21 protein-coding genes are annotated in these 19,617 nt (G+C 68.8%); 6 read left to right on the top strand and 15 right to left on the bottom strand.

From position 1 onward, the window contains the following. Window positions 1–48: 48 nt before the first annotated feature. Together cydD and cydC are read left to right on the top strand one after the other, a co-directional pair. Entirely contained in the window at window positions 49–1,794 is a 1,746-nt protein-coding gene (gene cydD, locus Q9Q79_RS13755; protein ID WP_201863931.1) for a thiol reductant ABC exporter subunit CydD, read from the top strand. Next, window positions 1,791–3,464 carry a thiol reductant ABC exporter subunit CydC gene (cydC, locus tag Q9Q79_RS13750; RefSeq protein ID WP_201863932.1) on the top strand — a complete coding sequence of 558 codons (1,674 nt, stop codon included), beginning with the start codon at window positions 1,791–1,793 and terminating at the stop codon, window positions 3,462–3,464. The genes cydD and cydC overlap by 4 nt, the downstream gene beginning before the upstream one ends. Before the next feature lie 92 nt (window positions 3,465–3,556). Here the strand turns inward: cydC and Q9Q79_RS13745 are convergent, their stop codons facing one another. The 11 genes from Q9Q79_RS13745 to ccmA all read right to left on the bottom strand — a co-directional run bounded on the left by Q9Q79_RS13745 (window position 3,557) and on the right by ccmA (window position 11,924). Continuing rightward, complete coding sequence (locus tag Q9Q79_RS13745; protein ID WP_053495341.1) at window positions 3,557–3,901, bottom strand: DUF1294 domain-containing protein; 345 nt, start codon at window positions 3,899–3,901, stop codon at window positions 3,557–3,559. Then, a complete protein-coding gene (locus Q9Q79_RS13740; protein ID WP_201863934.1) occupies window positions 3,902–5,014 on the bottom strand; it encodes a homoserine O-acetyltransferase in 1,113 nt (370 codons plus the stop codon). It abuts the gene before it with no gap. Window positions 5,015–5,162: 148 nt separating this feature from the next. Next, window positions 5,163–6,152 carry a cytochrome C biogenesis protein gene (locus Q9Q79_RS13735; RefSeq protein WP_201863936.1) on the bottom strand — a complete coding sequence of 330 codons (990 nt, stop codon included), beginning with the start codon at window positions 6,150–6,152 and terminating at the stop codon, window positions 5,163–5,165. Further along, window positions 6,146–6,595 carry a cytochrome c-type biogenesis protein gene (locus tag Q9Q79_RS13730; RefSeq protein ID WP_005413991.1) on the bottom strand — a complete coding sequence of 150 codons (450 nt, stop codon included), beginning with the start codon at window positions 6,593–6,595 and terminating at the stop codon, window positions 6,146–6,148. The genes Q9Q79_RS13735 and Q9Q79_RS13730 overlap by 7 nt, the downstream gene beginning before the upstream one ends. A gap of 4 nt (window positions 6,596–6,599) precedes the next feature. Beyond that, window positions 6,600–7,217, bottom strand: a complete 618-nt coding sequence (locus Q9Q79_RS13725; protein WP_005410345.1) for a DsbE family thiol:disulfide interchange protein — start codon at window positions 7,215–7,217, stop codon at window positions 6,600–6,602. Window positions 7,218–7,225: 8 nt separating this feature from the next. Next, on the bottom strand, window positions 7,226–9,145 hold the full coding sequence (locus Q9Q79_RS13720; protein ID WP_012480815.1) for a heme lyase CcmF/NrfE family subunit: 1,920 nt from the start codon (window positions 9,143–9,145) through the stop codon (window positions 7,226–7,228). Then, window positions 9,146–9,607, bottom strand: coding sequence for a cytochrome c maturation protein CcmE (gene ccmE, locus Q9Q79_RS13715; protein WP_005410343.1), 462 nt, complete (start codon window positions 9,605–9,607; stop codon window positions 9,146–9,148). It lies immediately after the preceding gene. Then, the gene (ccmD, locus tag Q9Q79_RS13710) at window positions 9,604–9,792 is read right to left on the bottom strand and encodes a heme exporter protein CcmD (RefSeq protein ID WP_005413988.1); all 189 of its coding nucleotides are present in this window, start codon (window positions 9,790–9,792) and stop codon (window positions 9,604–9,606) included. Before ccmD ends, ccmE begins: the two co-directional genes overlap by 4 nt. Then, window positions 9,789–10,559, bottom strand: a complete 771-nt coding sequence (ccmC, locus tag Q9Q79_RS13705; RefSeq protein WP_005410341.1) for a heme ABC transporter permease CcmC — start codon at window positions 10,557–10,559, stop codon at window positions 9,789–9,791. The genes ccmD and ccmC overlap by 4 nt, the downstream gene beginning before the upstream one ends. A gap of 43 nt (window positions 10,560–10,602) precedes the next feature. After that, a complete protein-coding gene (gene ccmB, locus Q9Q79_RS13700) occupies window positions 10,603–11,298 on the bottom strand; it encodes a heme exporter protein CcmB (protein WP_005410340.1) in 696 nt (231 codons plus the stop codon). After that, the gene (gene ccmA, locus Q9Q79_RS13695; protein ID WP_005413987.1) at window positions 11,295–11,924 is read right to left on the bottom strand and encodes a heme ABC exporter ATP-binding protein CcmA; all 630 of its coding nucleotides are present in this window, start codon (window positions 11,922–11,924) and stop codon (window positions 11,295–11,297) included. The genes ccmB and ccmA overlap by 4 nt, the downstream gene beginning before the upstream one ends. A gap of 187 nt (window positions 11,925–12,111) precedes the next feature. Between ccmA and Q9Q79_RS13690 the strand changes: the two genes are divergently transcribed. The 3 genes from Q9Q79_RS13690 to Q9Q79_RS13680 all read left to right on the top strand — a co-directional run bounded on the left by Q9Q79_RS13690 (window position 12,112) and on the right by Q9Q79_RS13680 (window position 14,618). Continuing rightward, window positions 12,112–13,260 carry a pyridoxal phosphate-dependent aminotransferase gene (locus Q9Q79_RS13690; protein WP_201863938.1) on the top strand — a complete coding sequence of 383 codons (1,149 nt, stop codon included), beginning with the start codon at window positions 12,112–12,114 and terminating at the stop codon, window positions 13,258–13,260. 13 nt (window positions 13,261–13,273) lie between these two features. Beyond that, window positions 13,274–14,080 carry an amidohydrolase gene (locus Q9Q79_RS13685; protein ID WP_012480813.1) on the top strand — a complete coding sequence of 269 codons (807 nt, stop codon included), beginning with the start codon at window positions 13,274–13,276 and terminating at the stop codon, window positions 14,078–14,080. Between the two features lie 103 nt (window positions 14,081–14,183). Then, window positions 14,184–14,618, top strand: a complete 435-nt coding sequence (locus tag Q9Q79_RS13680) for a hypothetical protein (protein ID WP_005410336.1) — start codon at window positions 14,184–14,186, stop codon at window positions 14,616–14,618. On the opposite strand, the gene Q9Q79_RS13675 is transcribed toward Q9Q79_RS13680, so the two are convergent. Both Q9Q79_RS13675 and Q9Q79_RS13670 read right to left on the bottom strand, forming a co-directional pair. After that, window positions 14,605–14,898 carry a hypothetical protein gene (locus tag Q9Q79_RS13675; protein ID WP_005413984.1) on the bottom strand — a complete coding sequence of 98 codons (294 nt, stop codon included), beginning with the start codon at window positions 14,896–14,898 and terminating at the stop codon, window positions 14,605–14,607. The genes Q9Q79_RS13680 and Q9Q79_RS13675 overlap by 14 nt on opposite strands. Window positions 14,899–14,993: 95 nt before the next feature. Continuing rightward, a complete protein-coding gene (locus tag Q9Q79_RS13670) occupies window positions 14,994–16,121 on the bottom strand; it encodes an MFS transporter (RefSeq protein WP_062607427.1) in 1,128 nt (375 codons plus the stop codon). Window positions 16,122–16,211: 90 nt separating this feature from the next. On the opposite strand from Q9Q79_RS13670, the gene Q9Q79_RS13665 reads away from it, so the two are divergent. Beyond that, entirely contained in the window at window positions 16,212–17,000 is a 789-nt protein-coding gene (locus Q9Q79_RS13665; RefSeq protein WP_012480810.1) for a helix-turn-helix transcriptional regulator, read from the top strand. Between the two features lie 116 nt (window positions 17,001–17,116). On the opposite strand, the gene Q9Q79_RS13660 is transcribed toward Q9Q79_RS13665, so the two are convergent. Beyond that, window positions 17,117–18,745 carry a pseudouridine synthase gene (locus Q9Q79_RS13660; protein ID WP_005413982.1) on the bottom strand — a complete coding sequence of 543 codons (1,629 nt, stop codon included), beginning with the start codon at window positions 18,743–18,745 and terminating at the stop codon, window positions 17,117–17,119. Then, window positions 18,738–19,613 carry an SMC-Scp complex subunit ScpB gene (gene scpB / locus Q9Q79_RS13655; RefSeq protein WP_005410331.1) on the bottom strand — a complete coding sequence of 292 codons (876 nt, stop codon included), beginning with the start codon at window positions 19,611–19,613 and terminating at the stop codon, window positions 18,738–18,740. Before scpB ends, Q9Q79_RS13660 begins: the two co-directional genes overlap by 8 nt. Window positions 19,614–19,617 lie beyond the last annotated feature (4 nt).

Genomic DNA, 19,617 nt, shown 5'->3' with positions numbered 1-19,617 from the left:
TGCCTGCGCCTACAATGCCGTGTCTCCCCCGTTGCCCGTGAAGACCTCTTGAGCGCTGCCGAAACGACCCCTGACGGCCTGTCCCCGGAAGCTGAAACCGCCCGCCAGCGGCGTGTGCGCACGGCCTGGCTGGCCGACCTGGCACGCTCCGCCCGGGGCCGCCAGCGCCTGGCCGCGCTTTGCATCAGCCTGTCCGGCGCACTGTTGATCGGCCAGGCTGCCGCCATCGCCTGGCTGGTGCAGCAGGTGCTGGTGGAGCGCGTGCCGCTGGCCTCTGGCCTGCCGGTGCTGGCGGGATTGGCGGTGATCCTGGTGCTGCGCACCCTGCTGGGCAGCGCCACCCAGGCCGCCGCCGGTGACGTGGCCGACGCCGCACGCCTGGCATTGCGCGAACGCGTGTTCGCACGCCTGCTGGGCCACGGCCCACTGTGGCTGCGGCAGCGCCGCACCGGCGAACTGGGCGAACTGATGCTGCATCACGGTGATGCGATCGAGAGCTATTACAGCGGCTTCCTGCCGGTGCGCACTGAAGTGGTGGTGGTGCCGCTGCTGATCCTGGCCGCTGTCGCCTGGGTCGACTGGGTGGTGGCGCTGATCCTGCTGTTCACTGCGCCGCTGGTGCCATTTTTCATGATGCTGGTGGGCTGGGGCGCCGAAGCGGCCGGCCGTGCGCAGCTGGGTGAGCTGGCACGCATGAGCGGCCATTTCGCCGACCGGATCAAGGGCCTGGGCCTGCTACGCCTGTATGGCCGCAGTGACGCCGAGCTGGAGGGTATCGAGGCCGCCGCGGAAGGCGTGCGCGTGCGCACGCTGAAGGTGCTGCGGATTGCCTTCCTGTCGTCCACGGTGCTGGAATTCTTCGCCTCGGTGAGCGTGGCGATGGTGGCGCTGTACCTGGGCCTGAGCTATCTGGGCATGATGTCGCTGCATGCAGCGGTGCCGACGCTGGGTGCGGGGCTGTTCTGCCTGCTGCTGGCACCGGAATTCTATGCGCCGCTGCGACGGCTGGCCGCGCACTACCATGATCGCGCCAATGCACTGGCCGCCGCCGCCGAAGTGGAGCGCCTGCTGCAGTCGCTGCCCGATGAGCAGGGCCTGATCGAGAACGAGGTTGCACCGCTGGCGGTGGAGCCGGCCGAGGCCGCGTTGCCGCCGCTGCAGGCACAAGGGCTGGTGCTGCGTCCGCTGGGCGCGCCGCAGGATGTGCTGCAGGATCTGGACCTGCGGCTGGAGCCGGGCCAGCGCCTGGCCCTGGTTGGTCCCAGCGGCTCCGGTAAAAGCACCCTGCTGGAAGCGCTGGCCGGCTGGCTGCCGCCGCGCGCCGGCAAGCTGCAGCTGCGGCCTGGCGTGCAGGTGGCTTATGCCAGCCAGCGTCCGTACCTGTTCCACGGCAGCATCGCCGACAACCTGCGCCTGGCTGATCCCGGTGCCAGCGATGCGCGGCTACGCGCGGTGGCCGAGGCCGCGCAGGTGCTGCAGTTCGCACAGCGCCTGCCACTGGGCCTGGACACGGTGATCGGCGAACGTGGCTTCGGCCTCTCCGGCGGCGAAGCCCGTCGTATCGGCCTTGCCCGGTTGTTGCTGCGCGACCCGCAGGTCCTGTTGCTGGACGAACCCACTGCGTTTCTCGACGCCGATACCGAGGCCGCACTGCTGCGCAGCCTGGCTGCCTATGCGCGGGGTCGCAGTGTGGTGGTCGCCACCCACAGCCCGGCGGTGATCGCCTGGGCCGACCGCTGCCTGCTGCTGCCGGAAGGGCGCCTGGTCGAACCGGCACAGGCGGTGCGCGCATGAGCCGTTCGCCTGATTCGCTGCGCGCGGTGTTCCTGCGCCATCGGCCGCGCCTGCTGCTGACCGTGCTGCTGCTGTGGACCACCATGCTGGCCGGCACCGCATTGCTCGGCCTGTCCGGTGGCTTCCTCACCGCCGCCGCGTTGGCTGGTGCGGCCGGCCTCGGCCAAGGCTTCAACTTCTTCTCACCGTCCGCGGGCATACGCGGGCTGACGATGGCGCGCATCGTGTCGCGCTATTTCGAGAAGCTGGTCGGCCACGACGCCACGCTGCGCATCGCCCGCGACCTGCGCGTGTGGTTCTTCCGCCGCGCGTTGCCGCTGGCACCCGCACGGTTGGGGGCTACGCGCACCGGCGACCTTCTGGCGCGCCTGCTCGGCGACATCGGTGAAGTGGACGGCCTGCTGGTGCGTGCGATCGGGCCGCTGGTGGCGTTGGGCGGATTGTCGCTGGTCGCGATCGTTTCGGCGGCACTGATCCTGCCGTCGGCTGCGGTGCTGCTGGCGGTGCTGGCGCTGCTGATCGCCTTCGGCGTGCCGTGGCTGGGCGTGCGTGGCCACGATGATGAAGAGGCCGACCGCGCGGCGCATCGCGCCGCATTGCGCACCGCGGCCTTTGAAGGGTTGGAAGGTGCGGGTGACCTGGCCGCGCTGCATGCCGATGCAGCGTGGCAGCTGAAGGTACGCGTAGCTGCCAAGCAGCTGGCCTCGCGGGATCGTCGTCGGCGCTGGCGCCTGATCGCGGCCTCGACCCTGCATGGCCTGGTGGCCGGGCTGGGCCTGGTGGCGATGCTGGCGTTGGCCCTGCACGCGGCCGAGCAGCGGCGCATCGCACCGGAAATGGCCGCAGGTTTGGTGTTCCTCACCGTGGCGTTGATCGAGCTGTGGGCCGGCATGGGCCTGGCCTGGCAGTCGCTGCAGTCCGGGCGCATTGCCGCCGATCGCCTGCAGGCGATCGTCGAGCAACCGCCGACAGTGGACGATCCGCAGGCGCCACAGGTGGTGCCGCCGGCTGCGCGCGTGCATTGGGATGACGTGCATTTCCAGTGGCCAAGCGGCGCGCGGCCGGTGTTGTCCGGCCTGCAGCTGACCCTGGCGCCAGGCGAACGCATCGCCATCCGTGGAGACAGCGGCAGCGGCAAGACCACGCTGTCGAGCCTGCTGCTGCGGTTGTGGGATCCGCAGCAGGGACGGCTGACCTACGGTGGCCGCGACCTGCGTGATTTCGCCCAGACCGACTGGCACCGGCAACTGGCGTGGCTGCCGCAGAACGCGCCGGTGTTTGCCGGCAGCGTGGCCGAGAACCTGCGGTTGGGTGATCCCGATGCCAGCGACGCCGCCTTGTGGGCGGTGCTGCGCCGCGTGCGCCTGGGCGAATGGGCCGAGCGCAACGGCGGCCTGCAGGCCTGGGTGGGCGAGAACGGCGCGACGATGTCGGCCGGCCAGGCGCGGCGGTTGGCACTGGCGCGTGCGCTGCTGCGCAATGCGCCGATCCTGCTGCTGGACGAACCGACCGAAGGCCTGGACGTGGATACCGCACGTGCGCTGTTGCAGGACCTTTCCGGATTGCTGGACGGGCGCAGCCTGCTGATGATCACCCACGACGACCTGCCCGAAGGCGTGGTCGATGCGCAGTACCGGTTGCGCGACGGGACTCTGGTCCGCGAAGCGTAAACCGGTAGTGCCGGCCGCTGGCCGGCAACCTCATGGCGCCTGATACGGACACGGAATTGCCGGCCAGCGGCCGGCACCACCGATTGCGAGGGTTACCGCGAGAACTCGCGCAGCATCACCGCGATCGAGGCCACGTTGGCCAGCACGCACAGCCAGAACACCCACTGGAATGCGGCCTTGCGGTGCTTGTGGCGGAACAGCGCCTGGCCCAGCAGCGCGCCGGGCCAGCCTCCGGCGAAGGCCAGCAGCTGCAGGGTGCGCTCGGGAATGCGCCATCGCTTTCGCTGCGCCGCGCGCTTGTCATGGCCATAGAGGCCGAACGACACCGCACTGGCCAGCAGGCACCAGCCACCCAGCCACAGCGGCAGCACACCGCTGATCATCAAGGCGGTCAGCGCGCCGAAGGCGGCCAGCGCGAGGTTACGCCGCCACGCCACTTACAGCGCGTCGAGGAAGCCGCGCACGGCCGGGCCGAAACGCTCGAAATCGACGAGGAAGGCATCATGGCCCTGTGGCGATTCCAGGCCGATGAAGCGCGCATCGGCACCGCCGGCACGCAGGCCATCGGCGACCTGTTGCTGCTGCTGCACCGGGAACAGGATGTCGGTGTTGGCGCCGATGGCCAGCGCCTTCTCCACCCGGATCTTCGCCAGCCCGGCCAGCACATCGCCATCGGCATACTCGGCCAGGTCGAACCAGTCCATCGAGCGGCTCAGGTACAGATAGCAGTTGGGGTCGAAGAAACGCACGAAGCGCCGTGCGTGGCCTTCCAGGTAACTTTCCACCTGGAATTCGAGGCCGAACGGATCGTCGTCGGTCTGGTCCGAATCCAGCCGCACGCGGCCGAAGCGGCCATCCCATTCCAGTGCCGAGCGGTAGGTGATCACGCCCAGCTTGCGCGCCATGCGCATGCCGGACTCGGGATACGCGTCGTCGTCGTAGTGGCCACCATTCCAGCGTGGATCAAGGCGGATCGATTCGCGCTGCAGCGAGCGGATCGCGATGGAGAACGGCAGTGCCTGCGCGCTGCCGGAAATGTTGACGTGGCTGCGCGCAATGCCCGGGTGCAGCATCAGCACGGCCAGCGCGGTCATGCCGCCCATCGAATTGCCGACCACGCAGGCCAGCTGTTCGATGCCCAGCGCGCGCACGACTTCGATCGCGGCGCGCGCGCCGTCTTCGATCGACAGCTCGGGGAAGTCGAGACGATACGGTTGGCCGGTGGCCGGGTTGAGCGAGGCCGGACCGGTTGAGCCCTTGCAGCTGCCCAGCGAGTTCACGCAGACCACGAACCAGCGGTCGGTATCGATCGCCTTGCCGGGTCCGACCATGCCTTCCCACCAGCCCGCTGCCGGGTTGGCGTCGTTGGCTGCCGCGTGTGCATCCGGCGAGAGGCCGGTCACGATCAGGATCGCGTTGCTGGCGTCGGCCGCCAGTGTTCCCCAGGTCTCATAGGCCACGCGCGCGCCGTGCAGGGCGCCGCCGCGCTTGAACGGGAAGGGCGAGGGCAGGGCGTGGAAGCGGGTGCCGGGCGGGATGAATTCGGTCATGCAGGCATTCTAGCGGGGCCGCATGTGGAGCTGGCGACACGCTGGTTTCCATCGGCGATGCAGGTAGTGCCGGCCGCTGGCCGGCAACCTCATGAATCGTGATGCGGCTGTGGGGTTGCCGGCCAGCGGCCGGCACTACCGCGGCGCGTTACGGGAAGCGCAGCTCCAGAACACCGTCGTGGGGCAGGCTCACCTTCACCGGCACGCTCTGCAGGTCATCCTCGCTGCGGTTGGCGCTGCCGGTGCGCGAGATGCGTGCCAGCACTTCCACTTCGCGATGGGCCGACAGCGGTGCGGTTGGCATCGGGCTGTCAGCGTCACCCAGCCCGACCGTGGCCGGGAATCCGGCCAAGGGCAGCTTGCGTGCGGCCACCGGCATCGGCGGTCCACCCACGGCGCGGGCCAGCACGAATACCTGGGTGCTGGCCGGCCACTCGGTGCCCTTCAACGCGGGCAACTGCACGCGCACCTGCAACAGCGCCGGTGGCGCCGCAACGGCTGCATCGGACGGCTGACCGGCGGCTTCACGGGCGATGGCGATCTGCGCCTGCAGCGCCTGCGCGGCGCCGGGCTCAAGCCGTGGCAGCAGGCCGCTCCACACATCTGCGGCCTCGGCATTCTTTCCGCGCTGGCGCAGGGCGATACCCAGCAGCCAGCTGGCACGCTCGGCATCGGGCGCCAGCGCACGCGCCTGCTGCAACCAGGCCATCGCGGTGTCATCGAACTGCTTGCCGGCATCGGCCTGCGCACGTGCCTGCGCCGCTTCCACCAGCACGCCGGGGTCTTCGGGGGCGAGAGCGGCGGCACGTGCGAAGGCGTCCGCCGCGGCCGCGGCGTTGCCCAGTTCGGCTTGCGACCGGCCCAGCAGCGCCCAGCCATCGGCCCGCTGTGGGTCACGCTTCAGTGCATCCTGCAGGGCCTGCACGCCATCGCGCAGGGTGGCTACCGAAGGCGTCGGTTGCATCTGTGCGGCACGTGGATCACCGACCAGCAGGTACAGGCAGGCACCGGCCACGCCCAGTGCGAATACGCCGACCATGAAACCGCGGCGGCCAGAGTGGCGCAGCGGCCACAGCACCAGCGCTGCCATCAACGCAGCAACCAGACCGGCCAGCATCGGCAGCCAATGGCTCACCATCCGTCTCCTTCATCGGCCTTGCCGGCCGCTGCGGCGCCAACCGTACGGCCACGGCGGCGGACGATGCCCAGCACCACCAGAGCACCCGCACCGAGCATCAGCAGGGGACCGCCCCACAGCAGCCAGGTGCCCGGCTGCAACGGTGGCTGATAGAGCACGAACTCACCGTAGCGCGCGACCAGGAACTGCTTGATCTGCGCGTCGTCGTGGCCCTGCTGCATCAGCTGCAGCACCTCGCGGCGCAGGTCCTGCGCGATCTGCGCGTTGGAATCGGCCAGCGACTGGTTCTGGCACTGCACGCAGCGCAGCTGCGCGGCCAGGTCGTGGAAGCGGCGTTCTTCGGCGCCATCGCGGAACTGCAGCGGCTGCGGATCATGCAGCGGCTGCTGTGCCAGCGCGGCCAGCGGCAGCATCAGGAGCAGCAGCGCCAGCAGCCAGCGCATGGGCTCAGGGCGCCGTGTGCAACGTGCTGCCGGCATTGCCCTGGGCCTTCTCGATCTTCTCCAGCGCCGGGATCAGCTTCTCGTCGACCACGCGCTGGGTCATCGCACCGCTGTACTTCCAGCGCACGATGCCGCTGCCGTCGACAAGGAAGGTTTCCGGTGCGGCGGTCACGCCCCAGTCGATCGCGGTGCGGCCTTCCACGTCGCTGAGCACGACCATGAACGGGTTGCCCAGCTGTTCCAGCCAATGCAGGGCATCGGTCGGTTCATCCTTCCAGTTGTAGCCGATCACGCGCACGCGCTTGCTCTCGGCGAAACGGGTCAGCACCGGGTGTTCCTCGCGGCAGGCCGCGCACCAGCTGCCCCACACGTTCAACAGGTACGGCGCGCCACGCAGTTCGTCGCTGTGCACGATCATTTCCGGGTCGTGCAGCACCGGCAGCGCGAACGCTGGCGCCGGCTTGTCGATCAGCGCCGATGGCAGCACGTCGCGCTGCGGATCACCCGATTTCATAACCCCGTAGATCATCAGCCCGAGCAGGCCGAAGAAAAACAGCACGCCGATCACGATGGCTACCGGCGGCAGCGGGCGGGAGGGGCGCGGGGCGGGGGACTCGGACATGGAAACTCCTACGGACGACGGAAACGGCGGTCGGCGGCGGCGATGAATCCGCCCAGGGCCATCAGCAGCGCGCCCAGCCAGATCCAGCGCACGAACGGCTTGATGTGCACCCGTACCGCCCATGCATTGTTGCCCAGCGGCTCGCCCAATGCCACGTAGACATCGCCGTCGAAGCGTGCATCGATGCCGGCCTCGGTCATCACCTGGCCGCCGCTGGCGTACTGGCGCTTCTCCGGGTGCAGCAGGGCCAGTTCGCGGCCGTCGCGGAACACCCGCAGGTGACCGCGGTCGGCGATGAAATTGGGGCCTTCGCGATGGTCCACGCCCTCGAAGCGCACTTCGTAGCGACCGACCACCAGCTGCTGACCCGGGGCCAGCGCCACTTCGCGCTGCACGTTCAAGGCTTCCACCAGCAGCGCGCCGGCCAGGAACACGGCGATGCCGGCGTGGGCAACGATCATGCCGAGCATTTCGGCGGTGAAGCGGCCGTTGCCGCGCAGTCGCTGCCAGACGAAGCGTGCGGTACCGAGTGCGACCCAGGCCGCAGCGGCCACGCCGATGCCGGCCTTCCAGCCGTTCTGCGGCGCCTGCCACCAGGCCATCGCGCCCAGCAGCAGCGCCAGGCCCAGCCACGGTGCCAGCAGCGCGAAGGCGCGCGAGGGCTGGTCATGCTGCCATTTCACCAGTGGGCCGAACGGCAGCAGCAGGATCATTGGCGCCATCAGCAGCAGGAACAGGCTGCCGAAGTAGGGCGGGCCGACCGAGATCTTGCCCAGCGACAGCGCATCGGCCAGCAACGGATACAGCGTGCCGAGCAGCACCATCGCGCAGGCCGTGGCCAGCAGCAGGTTGTTGGCCAGCAGCAGGGTCTCGCGCGAGGTGGCGGTGAAACCACGGCGCGGGTCGTCGGCATCCACGCTCAGCTGGCTGGCGCGCAGCGCGTACAGCAGCAGGCTGCCGCCGACCAGCACCGACAGGAACACCAGGATGAACAGGCCGCGCGAGGGATCGGCAGCGAACGAATGCACGCTGGTCAGCACACCGGAGCGCACCAGGAAGGTGCCCAGCAGCGACAGCGCGAAGGCGGCGATCGCCAGCAGCAGGGTCCAGCTGCCGAAGGTGCCGCGCTTCTCAGTGACCGCCTGCGAATGGATCAGTGCCGCGCCGACCAGCCAGGGCATGAAGCTGGCATTTTCCACCGGGTCCCAGAACCACCAGCCACCCCAGCCCAGCTCGTAGTAGGCCCACCAGCTGCCCAGCGCGATGCCCAGGGTCAGGAAGCCCCACGCGACGTTCGTCCACGGCCGCGTCCAGCGCAGCCAGCGCGCATCCACGCGACCTTCCAGCAGCGCCGCCACCGCGAATGCGAACGGAACGGCGAAACCCACGTAACCGATGTACAGCATCGGTGGATGGATGATCAGCCCCGGGTCCTGCAGCAGTGGGTTGAGATCGCGTCCTTCCAGCGGCGCCGGGTTCAGGCGCAGGAACGGGTTGGAAGTGAAGATCAGGAAGGCGAGGAAGCCGACGCTGACGACGCCCATCACCGCCAGTACACGCGCCTGCACCGGTGCCGGCAGGTGCCGGGAGAACAGCGCCACCGCGCCGGTCCACAATGCCAGCACCAGCGCCCACATCAGCAGTGAGCCTTCATGCGCGCCCCAGACCGCCGAATAGCGGTAGATCATCGGCAGCAGCGAATTGGAGTTCTCGGCCACGTAGCGCACTGAGAAATCCTGCTGCACGAACGCGGCGGTCAGCACCGCGAACGCGCCGGCGAGCAGCAGCAGCTGCGCGAGCGCGGCTGGCCGTGCGACCGCCATCCATGCCGTGTTGTTGCGATGTGCGCCGAGCAGCGGCAGGCCGGCCTGCAGCAGCGAGGCCAGCAATGCGCACATCAGCAGGATCTGACCCAGTTCGGGCAGCACTCAGCGCACCTCGGGGGCCGTCACCGGCACATCGTGCTTGCGGTGGGCATCGCCCATCTTGTCGGCCACTTCCTTCGGCACGTACTTCTCATCGTGCTTGGCCAGCACTTCGTCGGCGACGAAGGTGCCGTCCTGCAGGCGGCCGCTGGCGACCACCGCCGTGCCTTCGGCGAACATGTCCGGCAGGATCCGCGAGGTGGTCACTGCCAGCTGCGCGTCGCCGTCGGTCACTTCGAAACGTGCTTCCAGCGAGCCGACCGGCCGATTGAAAGAGCCCTTCACCACCATGCCGCCCAAGCGGAAGCGCGACTGCGCATCGACATCACCGCGCAGCACTTCCGAAGGCGTGTACAGGTAGGCAATGTTGCGCTCCAGTGCCATCGCCACCAGCGCAGTGGCCAGGCCGGAGGCGAGCAGGGCCAGCAGCACCCATGCCAAGCGGCGACGCTGTACCGGGGTCATCGTTCCAGCTCCGTCGACAGCGGCACAGCTGCGTCCTGCCTGCCGGCGCGGGTCTGCTGACGCTGCTGGCGGGCCAGTGCCAGCCGGCGTGCCACGCGCAGGCGCAGCCACGAACCGATGGCGTCGGCGCCGAGCACCAGCACGAACACGGCGTAGGCGCCGATCACATAGGGAAGGTGGGTCATGGCTGGGCCTCCCGGACCGGGCGTTCGGCACCGACGCGTCCACCGACCCAGGCCTTGCCGGCCTCGCGGTCGAGATTGTCGGCGCGCGCCTTGGCCAGCACCGAACCGGCGAACCAGAACTTGGTGCCGATCACCATCCACCACAGCGGCGCGATCATCGCGCTGCTGATCGCCGATTCACCGAACACGTTGATCGACTGGCGCTGATGCAGGCCGCCCCACCAGTCCACCGAATAGCGGATCACCGGCAGCAGGCTGACGCCGACGATGGCCAGCAGTCCCGCCGCACGTGCGGCGCTGCGGCGGTCCTCGATGGCGTGGTAGAGGCCGATCACGCCCAGGTACAGGAACAGCAGCACCAGCTCGCTGGTCATGCGCGGGTCCCAGTCCCACCAGGTGCCCCAGGTGCCCTTGCCCCAGATGCTGCCGGTCAGCAGGGTGATCAGGGTGAAACCGGCGCCCATCGGCGCGCAGGCCATGGCCAGGATCTCGCAGACCTTGATCCGCCAGATCAGCGCGATGGCGGCATACAGCGCCATCAGCGCGAATACGAACAGGCTCATCCAGGCACTGGGCACGTGGATGTAAAGGATGCGGAAGCTGTCCAGCTGCTTGGCTTCCGGCGGCACCACCAGCAGCGCCTGCCACATGCCGACCAGCAGTACCGGCACCGCCGCGAGGTAGAACACCCGCGACCAGCGGGCAGCGAAACGGTCGAACGTGGGAGGCGAACCGAGTTGGTGGAACCAGCGGACAATCGGATTCATGCGTGGCGGCTATCCAGCAGGGGTGGATTGGCTCTCAGCTCGGTCAACTCAGAGAAATACGTATTGCAGCGGCAGTGGCCAGCGGAGCCAGCACCAGCGCGAGCAGCAGGCCAGCGCCCAGCATCAGCAGCGCACCGACCGGATCCTGCCCGCGTCCGGCTGCCGCCAGGCTGCCGGCGCCGAACACAAGCACCGGCACGTACAGCGGCAGCGACAGCAGCGCCACGAGAATACCAGAGCGTCGGATGCCAACGGTCAGTGCGGCGACCACGCCACCGATCAGGCTCAGCAACGGCGTTCCCAGCAGCAACGATGCCAGCAACATCGGCAGCTGGTCATGCGGCAGATGCAGCATTTCGGCCAACAGCGGGCTGACCACGATCAGCGGCAGCGCAGTGGTCGCCCAGTGCAGCAGCACGCGCACCAGCACCAGCCAGGCCAGCGGCACCGGCGCCAGCAGCCACTGTTCCAGCGAGCCATCTTCGGCGTCGGAACGGAACAGTGAATCCAGCGACAGCTGTCCCGCCAGCAGCACGGCCAGCCACAGCACCGCGCCCGCGGTGGCGGCCAGCAGCTGTGGTTCGCGGCCTTGGGCCAGCGCGAACAGCACCACTACCAGCACCGCGAACAGCAGGGGTTGCAGCGCATCGCCGCGGCGGCGCCAGAGCAGGCGCAGGTCGCGCTTGAGCAGGGCGCCTGCGGTCTGCCACAGGCCTGGCTCGGTACCCGGCGCGATCATGCGGCACCGCCGAGGTCGAGCTGGCGGGTACGCACCGGCGGTGCGGCATAGGCGCCATGGGTGGTGACCAGCGCAGCGCCGCCGGCACGCAGGTGCGCCGAGATCATCCGGTTGACCAGGGTGATGCCCTCCAGGTCGAGGTTGGCATAGGGCTCGTCCAGCAGCCACAGCGGCGCCGGCGACAGCCAGATGCGTGCCAGTGCCAGCCGCCGCTTCTGCCCGGCGGACAGATGCCGAACGAGGGTGTCCTCATAACCGGCCAGGCCCACGATGGCCAGCGCGTTGCCGGGCATCTGCCGCGCACGCCGTCCATGCAGGCCGCACAGGAAGTGCAGGTTCTCCAGCGTGTCCAGGTCTGGCTTCAGGGCCGGCAGATGGCTGAGGTAGGCCACGTAGCGTGCACGTTCGGCATTGCTCGCCGGCTTGCCGTCGATCCGCACCTGGCCGGCGCCGGGCCGGGCCAGGCCGGCCAGCACGCGCAGCAGGGTGGTCTTGCCGGCGCCATTGCCGCCCTGCACCAGCAGGGCTTCGCCGGCGTCCACATGGAAGTCCAGCGGGCCGAACACCGGCTCGTCATTGCGGGAGAAGCTCAGGCCGCTGGCGGCCAGCAATGCAGGGGTGTTCAAGGGGCAGGGGTCTTCATGCCGGAGTGCGATGGCAATTGTAGCGGTGAATGCCGATGGTAGTGCCGGCCGCTGGCCGGCAGATGCGACCCGGCGCCGCAGATCGTCCCAGGAGTGCCGGCCAGCGGCCGGCACTACCGACGCGCGGATTGCGTAAACTCGCAGGCCTGTTCCCCCACAGCCCAGGCCGATGCAACCGAACACCAAGCTGCCCAAGGTCGGTACCACGATCTTCACCGTGATGTCCCAGCTCGCCGCCGAACACGGCGCAGTCAACCTGGGCCAGGGTTTCCCGGACTTTTCGGCGCCGCAGCGCCTGATCGACGAGACCGCCAGGGCGATGGCCGCCGGGCTGAACCAGTACCCGCCGATGACCGGCGTGGCGCCGCTGCGCCAGGCCATCGCGCAGAAGGCACTGGACTGCTACGGCGCGCAGGTCGATGCGGACAGCGAGATCACCGTCACCAGTGGCGGTACCGAGGCCATCTTCAACGCCATCCACGCCGTGGTGCGTGCCGGCGAGGAAGTGATCGTGCTCGACCCGGCGTATGACTGCTATGAACCGGCGATCGACCTGGCCGGTGCCAAGGCCGTGCATGTGTCGCTGGATCCGCAGACCTTCGCGGTCGACTGGGACCGCGTGCGTGCGGCGATCACCCCGCGCACCCGCATGCTGATCGTCAACACCCCGCACAACCCGTCCGGCGCGATGCTGTCGGCGCAGGACATGCAGGCACTGGCCGAGCTGCTGCGTGGCACGCAGATCTACCTGATCTCCGATGAGGTGTACGAACACATCATCTACGACGGCCGCCGCCATGAATCGGCGCTGCGCTACCCGGAACTGCGCGAGCGCGCGTTCGTCATCTCCAGCTTCGGCAAGGCCTATCACTGCACCGGCTGGAAGATCGGCTATGCGATCGCACCGCCGGCACTGACCGCCGAGTTCCGCAAGGTGCACCAGTACAACACCTTCACCAGCTTCGGCCCGGCGCAGTACGGCTTCGCCGCGATGATCCGCGACGAACCCGAACACCACCTGGAGCTGGGCGCGTTCTACCAGGCCAAGCGCGACCGTTTCCGCGAGCAGCTGGCCGGCACCCGCCTGAAGGCGCTGCCGGTCCCCGGCGGCTACTTCCAGCTGGTCGACTACTCGGCCATCAGCGACCTGCCGGACCATGAGTTCGTGAAGTGGCTGACCATCGAGAAGGGCGTGACCGCGATCCCGCTGTCGCCGTTCTACGAAAACCCGCCGGCCGGCCAGCGCCTGGTGCGCCTGTGCTTTGCCAAGAATGAAGCAACGATGGACGCGGCGATCGAACGCCTGCGCCTGCTCTGAGCGAGGCTTGAACATGCAGGACCTGCGCATTTCCCTCGTCCAGGGCGACACCCGCTGGCACGATCCGGCCGGCAACCGCGCCTACTACGGCGCGCTGCTCGCACCGCTGGCCGGCACCACTGACCTGGTGATCCTGCCGGAGACCTTCACCAGTGGTTTCTCCAACGACGCCATTGCCCAGGCCGAAGGCATGGACGGCCCGACCGTGGCCTGGGTGCGCGAACAGGCCAGGACCTTGAACGCGGCGGTGATCGGCAGCGTGCAGCTGCGCGACGGCGAGGGCGTCTACAACCGCCTGCTGTTCGCCACGCCCGATGGCGACCTGCAGTACTACGACAAGCGCCACCTGTTCCGTTACGGCGGCGAGCACGAGCGCTATGCCGCCGGTCGCGACCGCCTGAGCGTGGAATGGAAGGGCTGGCGGATCAATCCGCAGGTCTGCTACGACCTGCGTTTCCCGGTGTTCTGCCGCAACCGCTACAACGTGGAGCGTCCGCAGCAGCTGGATTTCGACCTGCAGATCTTCGTCGCCAACTGGCCGTCGGCACGCGCCTATGCGTGGAAGACGCTGCTGCGTGCGCGGGCGATCGAGAACCTGTGCTTCGTGGCAGCGGTGAACCGCGTCGGTGTCGATGGCAACGGGCTGCACTACGCAGGCGACAGCGCGGTGCTGGATTTCCTCGGCCAGCCGCAGGTGGAGATCCGCGAGCGCGAACAGGTGGTCACCACCACCATCTCGGCCGAGGCGCTGGCCGCACACCGCGCGCGTTTCCCGGCGATGCTCGATGCCGATGCCTTCCACCTGGACGAACAGGCCTGAGCACCGGCCTGAACACTGCTGCACCAGCGCGTGCGCCTGCATCCAGCGTGCACGCGCGCGCTGCTAGATTCGCCGGCAGTCCGACCGAACTGGAAGTCCTGCCATGAACAAGCCCTTCGCCCTGCTGCTTGCCCTGTCTGCCGCATCGCTGGCCCCGGCCGCGCACGCCGCTGGCAACCTCGACTGTGAGCTGCGCTACAACCTCTCTGGCTGGTCGCTGATCTACAAGACTGCATCCGGCAATGGCACGGTCACCTGCAGCAATGGCGCCAGCATGCCGGTGCGCATCCAGATGAAGGGCGGCGGCCTGACCGTGGGCAAGTCGAAGATCACCAACGGACGTGGCAGCTTCACCGGCGCAGTCAGCGTCAACGAGCTGCTGGGTACTTACGCCTCGGTGGGCGCGCATGCCGGTGCGGTGAAGTCCAGCAACGCGCAGGTGATGACCAAGGGCGACATCTCGCTGGCCCTGTCCGGTACCGGCAAGGGCTGGGATCTGGGCGTGGACGGCACCGCGTTCACCCTCAGCCGGCGCTGAGGCGCGACGGCGCGGCAGTTCCCCAGCTGATGCGGATGTAGTGCTGTTCGGAATCGCTCAACAACCGTTCGACACCGAAACCATTCTTCAGCAGCTGTGCGACCACGTCTTCGACGAGCTGCTCGCTGGCCATCACCTGGCTGAAGCCGAACACGATGTAGCGGCGGCCATTTTCCGAGCCGATCTGGATGGCGTTGTCGAGATCGCGGTAGAACAGTTCGATCGGGCGCTTGGCGGCATCGACGTTGGCGCGGGCCTGTTCGGCGGTGATGGTGATCATGGGCATCTGCCTTGTGTGGGAGCGCGCGCACGATAGCCGGGGAATCAAAGCCGTTCCCGGAAGGCCAGCACAGTGCGCTGCTTTTGCAGCAATTCCTAGGCTGCAGCGGGACGCCGCCGTTGCAGCCACAAGGCCAGCAGGCCACACGCGATAACGGTCGGTGCCAGCATCTGCACTGCACCGACCAGCGCCATTGCCGCACCGATCAACAGGTAGTAGAGCAGGCCGAACAGCGCGCCTGCGCTGCCGAGACAGTGTGGATAGCCGCGCAGGGCCTGGCCGAGCACATTGGGAATGGCAAGGCCGAAGCCCGTCACCACCGGCACCATCGCCGCGATCAGGGCAGGGTGATCATGCAGCAGCGCGGCCAGCAGGCCTCCCGTCAGAACCAGTACTGCGGCGATGCGGATACGCGTGGTTGCGGCAACGCCTGCACGCAGCAGGCGGCCATTGCCCCACGCGCCCAGTGCCGAGCCCAGTGCCAGCACCGCGCCGCTGGCGCCGAACCAGGTGGCTGGCCAGTGCAGGCGCGCAAACACGAAGGGGCCGAGCACATACCAGCTGTACATCGCCACGTTGAAGGCCATCACCAGCAACGCGTGTGACCAGATCCAGCGATCGCGCAGCAGTTCCCGCAGCAGCGGCAGCATGGGCGCGTGCGGGATCTGTGCAGGGCGGCTTTCGCGCAGGCCCGCCAGGCATGCGACTGCCAGCAGGGCAGCGATCAGCAGCAGGCCGGACTGTACGCCGACATAGCCATGGGCGGCGACCAGCAGCGTGCCCAGTGCAAGGCCGATGGCCGGGCTCAGGGCCAGGGCCATGCCGATCCAGGAGAATGCCTGCGCCAACGCGGGTCCCTGCAGGTGGTCGCGTAGTACGGTCTGGGTTACCACCGAGGCCGCCGCCGCACCCAGCGCGGCCAGTGCCTGTGCCAGCAGGACCTGGCCGAAGGTGCTGGCCAGCAGGCCGCCGCAGGCGGCCAGTGCGAACACGGCCAGGCCGCATAGCAGGGCAGGGCGACGACCGATACGATCGGCCAGGCGCCCCCACAGCAGCACGCCTGCAGCGAAGCCGAACAGGTACAGGCTCATGGCCTGGCTGGCGGCACTCGGCGGCAGGGCGAAGCGTTCGGCCAGATCGGCCAGGGCCGGGCTGTACAGGGTCTGTGCCAACTGCGGGAACATCAGCAGTGCAATGGTGAGCAACAACAGGCGGCGCGACATGCGGGCGCTCCAGGAACAGGGCCCCGCATTGTGGTCGCGTCCGCAATGGCGCACTCTGTCTATCTTGTCATCGAATGTATGAAATCAGACATGGCCTGGTTGCAGCCGCACGCGCACTTCGACGCCGATGCCTGGAGCGCTCCGGTGCTGGGGATTGCAGCCTCACTGGCGGATCACGACTCGGGTTGGCACCAGCATGCACGCGCGCAGCTGCTGTACACCCGGCAGGGCTGCACGCGCCTGACCTACGGTGATCGCATCAGCCTGCTGCCGCCCGCGCGCGCCGCGTGGATTCCGGGTGGGCTGCGCCATCGCGCGCAGATGCGCCAGGCGGTCGACTACCGTTCGTTGTACTTCGACGCCACGCTGTCGGCCCAACTGCCCCGGCAGCCGGCGATCATCGGCGTGGGGCCGCTGCTGCAGGCCTTGCTGGAGCCGATCGCGCAGGCGCCGTTCGACCATGACTGGCAGTCGCCGCGCGCACGCCATCAACTGGCGTTGTGCGTGCTGGAGATCGCTGCTGCACCGGTGGCACCGATGGACCTGCCTCTGCCTCGTGATCCGCGGATCGCACGGTGCCTCCCGGTGGCCGAGCAGCTGCCGCCCGAACTGGGGGAGCTGGCCGCGCGCACGGGCCTGAGCGCGCGTACCGTCGGCCGGTTGATGCAGCGTGATACCGGCATGAGCTACCAGGCCTGGCGCCAGCAATGGCGACTGATGCGGGCCATGGAGTTGCTGCTGCTTGGCCAACGCGTGGCGCACGTGGCGCAGGACACCGGCTTCTCCGCCGAGAGCCCGTTCATCGCCTTCTTCCGCGGCATGACCGGCACCACACCCGCCGCGTTCCAGCGCCACGCAAAAGGGGACGGAGGGGATTAAGTCGCTTTCGCCCCTTTGATACAGGCCGTGGCAAAAACGACTTAATCCCCTCCGTCCCCTTTTCAACGAAAAACCCCGGCCTGCGCCGGGGTTTTTCATTTCAGGCGTGCCGGTGATCAGCCGCCGCGCGGGCCGCTGCGGCGCGGGCCGCCCGGACCGCGGTTGCCGCCGGGGCCACCCGGGCCACGGTTGCCACCCGGACCGCCGGGGCCGCGATTGCCGCCCGGACCACGGTTGCCACCACCCGGCCCGCGACCGCCCGGACGGGCGCCCTGCGCCGGCTTCGGGCTGCCATACGGGTTGAAGCCCGGCGTGGCGTGGTCGGACGGGAAGCTCGGGGCATTGCCCGGATGACCATACGGGTGCTTGTTGCCCTGGCCCTGCGAGCGGTTGCCGGCACCGGCCGGACGACCCTGGCCGCCTGCGCCGCCACGGCCTTCACCGCCGAAACCGCCACGGCCCTGTCCGCCACCGGCGCCCGGACCCTTCGGCTTGCCGTACGGACGGCCCTGGCCGCCTGCGCCCGGACCACGGGCACCCGGGCCGCGCGCGCCCGGACCGGCATTGCGATGGCCGCTCGGGCCCGTGCTCACGCCATCCGGCACGTACCAGGTGCGGAACGCGGCCGGGTTGCCTTCCGGCAGCGAACGGTCATTCTTCTGGGTGCGCTGCTTGAACGGCTTCTGCGACTGCTTGGCTGCTGCTTCACCGCTGACCGTCAGGCCACCCTTGAAACCGCCGCCCTTGCCGCCGCGGCCACGGCCGCGGTCTTCGCGGACGTTGTCGAAGCGACGCAGCTCGCGGCCTTCGTCTGCGGTGTTATGGCCGTTGACGTAGGCATTGCCACGGCCACCTTCGCGCACGCGCACGGTGGTCTTGGCGGCGCGGCGCTGGCCGATCACCGGCTGCAGGGTCAGAGCCGACGGCGCGCCTTCTTCCAGCTTCAGCTGCGCACGCAGGGCTTCAACCTGGGCGGTGCCCAGTTCCACCGAATGGCCACGGGCCAGTTCGCGCGGCAGGCTCACCTTGCCGTAGCGGGTGCGCTTCAGGCGGCTGACCTGGCAGCCCTGCGACTCCCACAGGCGGCGCACTTCGCGGTTGCGGCCTTCCTTCACCACGACGCGGAACCAGTCGTGCGAGTCGGTGCCGCCGATGCGTTCGATCTCGTCGAACTTGGCCGGGCCGTCTTCCAGTGCCACGCCGCGTGCGAGGCGGTCGACGATGGCGTCGGAGACCTTCTCCTCGCCTTCCGGGGCGCGCACGCGCACCACGTACTCGCGCTCGACCTCGAACGACGGGTGCATCATGGCGTTGGCCAGTTCACCGTCGGTGGTGGCCAGCAGCAGGCCGGTGGTGTTGATGTCCAGGCGGCCGATGGCGATCCAGCGCGCGCCCTTCAGCGGCGGCAGCGATTCGAACACGGTCGGGCGGCCTTCGGGGTCTTCGCGGGTGGTCACTTCGCCTTCCGGCTTGTTGTAGACCAGCACGCGCGACGGTTCGGCCAGGGCGGTGGCGACGAAGCCGCGGCCATCCAGCTCGATCTTGTCGCCGCTCTTGACCGACATGCCGGTCTGCGCGACTTCACCGTTGACCTTGACCAGGCCTTCGGCGATGCGCTGTTCCAGCGCGCGGCGCGAACCCAGGCCGGCCTGGGCCAGCACCTTGTGCAGGCGCTCTTCCAGCTTGAACTGTTCGGAGGTGGCTTCGCGCTTGAGCGAGAGCTTGTTACGGGGGGTGTCACTCATCAGTTTTGCTCCGGCCGACGGTTTCGGGGTCGGCCTCTGGTTCGGAATCGGCTTGGTCAACAGCCACGGTCGTCATCGCGACGGCGTTGTCTTCGCGTTCGTTCAGGGGCACCGCGCGCTCGCCCGGCGCGGAATCGGGGTGCCCATCATCAAGGGGCGAAGGTGCTTGCTCATCGGAAGCCGACGCAGACGCTGCGTCGGCGGAATCGGGGGTGTCGCTGCCGGCCAGGCCGGCGTCATCGTTGGCAGCAGCGCCATCGGCGCCAGCTGAAATGTCCGGACCCTCGGCACTGGCGGCGGCCGGTGCGTCGCGGTCCAGGGCCAGCTGGGGTTCCAGCTCGCCCAGGTCCTTCAGTTCCGACAGCGGCGGCAACTCGTCCAGGCGCTTCAGGCCGAAGTAGTCCAGGAAGCCCTTGGTGGTGCCGAACAGGGCAGGCTTGCCGGGCACGTCGCGGTGGCCGACCACGCGGATCCACTCGCGTTCCTCCAGCGCCTGGATGATGTTGCTGCTGACCGCCACGCCGCGCACCTGCTCGATCTCGCCACGGGTGATCGGCTGCCGGTAGGCGATCAGCGCCAGGGTTTCCAGGGTGGCACGGGTATAGCGGGTCTTGCGTTCGGTCCACAGCCGGCTGATCCAGCCATGCACTTCGCCGGTCACCTGGTAGCGGAAGCCGGAGGCGACCTCGACCAGTTCCACGCCACGGCCTTCGCAGGCTTCGCGCAGGCGCTCAAGCGCACGTTCGATGCTGCCCGGCGGTGCCGGCTCCTCTTCCGGGAACAGGTCTTTCAGCTGGGCCAGGGTGAGCGGCTGGCTGGAGGCCAGCAGGGCACCCTCGACAATGCGGTTGATCAGCGTTTGGTCCATCGGC

The organism is Stenotrophomonas sp. a6 (genome assembly GCF_030913325.1).
Classification (GTDB): domain Bacteria; phylum Pseudomonadota; class Gammaproteobacteria; order Xanthomonadales; family Xanthomonadaceae; genus Stenotrophomonas; species Stenotrophomonas maltophilia.
This window is presented reverse-complemented; position numbering and strand designations above follow the sequence as displayed.

What these genes read in the sequence shown, in the direction of transcription:
- cydC (WP_201863932.1), top strand. Translation starts at nt 1,791, where the DNA reads ATGAGCCGTTCGCCTGATTCGCTGCGCGCGGTGTTCCTGCGCCATCGG.
- Q9Q79_RS13740 (WP_201863934.1), bottom strand. Translation starts at nt 5,014, where the DNA reads ATGACCGAATTCATCCCGCCCGGCACCCGCTTCCACGCCCTGCCCTCG.
- Q9Q79_RS13735 (WP_201863936.1), bottom strand. Translation starts at nt 6,152, where the DNA reads ATGGTGAGCCATTGGCTGCCGATGCTGGCCGGTCTGGTTGCTGCGTTG.
- Q9Q79_RS13730 (WP_005413991.1), bottom strand. Translation starts at nt 6,595, where the DNA reads ATGCGCTGGCTGCTGGCGCTGCTGCTCCTGATGCTGCCGCTGGCCGCG.
- Q9Q79_RS13725 (WP_005410345.1), bottom strand. Translation starts at nt 7,217, where the DNA reads ATGTCCGAGTCCCCCGCCCCGCGCCCCTCCCGCCCGCTGCCGCCGGTA.
- ccmE (WP_005410343.1), bottom strand. Translation starts at nt 9,607, where the DNA reads ATGACCCCGGTACAGCGTCGCCGCTTGGCATGGGTGCTGCTGGCCCTG.
- ccmD (WP_005413988.1), bottom strand. Translation starts at nt 9,792, where the DNA reads ATGACCCACCTTCCCTATGTGATCGGCGCCTACGCCGTGTTCGTGCTG.
- ccmC (WP_005410341.1), bottom strand. Translation starts at nt 10,559, where the DNA reads ATGAATCCGATTGTCCGCTGGTTCCACCAACTCGGTTCGCCTCCCACG.
- ccmB (WP_005410340.1), bottom strand. Translation starts at nt 11,298, where the DNA reads ATGATCGCGCCGGGTACCGAGCCAGGCCTGTGGCAGACCGCAGGCGCC.
- Q9Q79_RS13690 (WP_201863938.1), top strand. Translation starts at nt 12,112, where the DNA reads ATGCAACCGAACACCAAGCTGCCCAAGGTCGGTACCACGATCTTCACC.
- Q9Q79_RS13685 (WP_012480813.1), top strand. Translation starts at nt 13,274, where the DNA reads ATGCAGGACCTGCGCATTTCCCTCGTCCAGGGCGACACCCGCTGGCAC.
- Q9Q79_RS13680 (WP_005410336.1), top strand. Translation starts at nt 14,184, where the DNA reads ATGAACAAGCCCTTCGCCCTGCTGCTTGCCCTGTCTGCCGCATCGCTG.
- Q9Q79_RS13675 (WP_005413984.1), bottom strand. Translation starts at nt 14,898, where the DNA reads ATGATCACCATCACCGCCGAACAGGCCCGCGCCAACGTCGATGCCGCC.
- Q9Q79_RS13670 (WP_062607427.1), bottom strand. Translation starts at nt 16,121, where the DNA reads ATGTCGCGCCGCCTGTTGTTGCTCACCATTGCACTGCTGATGTTCCCG.
- Q9Q79_RS13665 (WP_012480810.1), top strand. Translation starts at nt 16,212, where the DNA reads ATGGCCTGGTTGCAGCCGCACGCGCACTTCGACGCCGATGCCTGGAGC.
- Q9Q79_RS13660 (WP_005413982.1), bottom strand. Translation starts at nt 18,745, where the DNA reads ATGAGTGACACCCCCCGTAACAAGCTCTCGCTCAAGCGCGAAGCCACC.
- scpB (WP_005410331.1), bottom strand. Translation starts at nt 19,613, where the DNA reads ATGGACCAAACGCTGATCAACCGCATTGTCGAGGGTGCCCTGCTGGCC.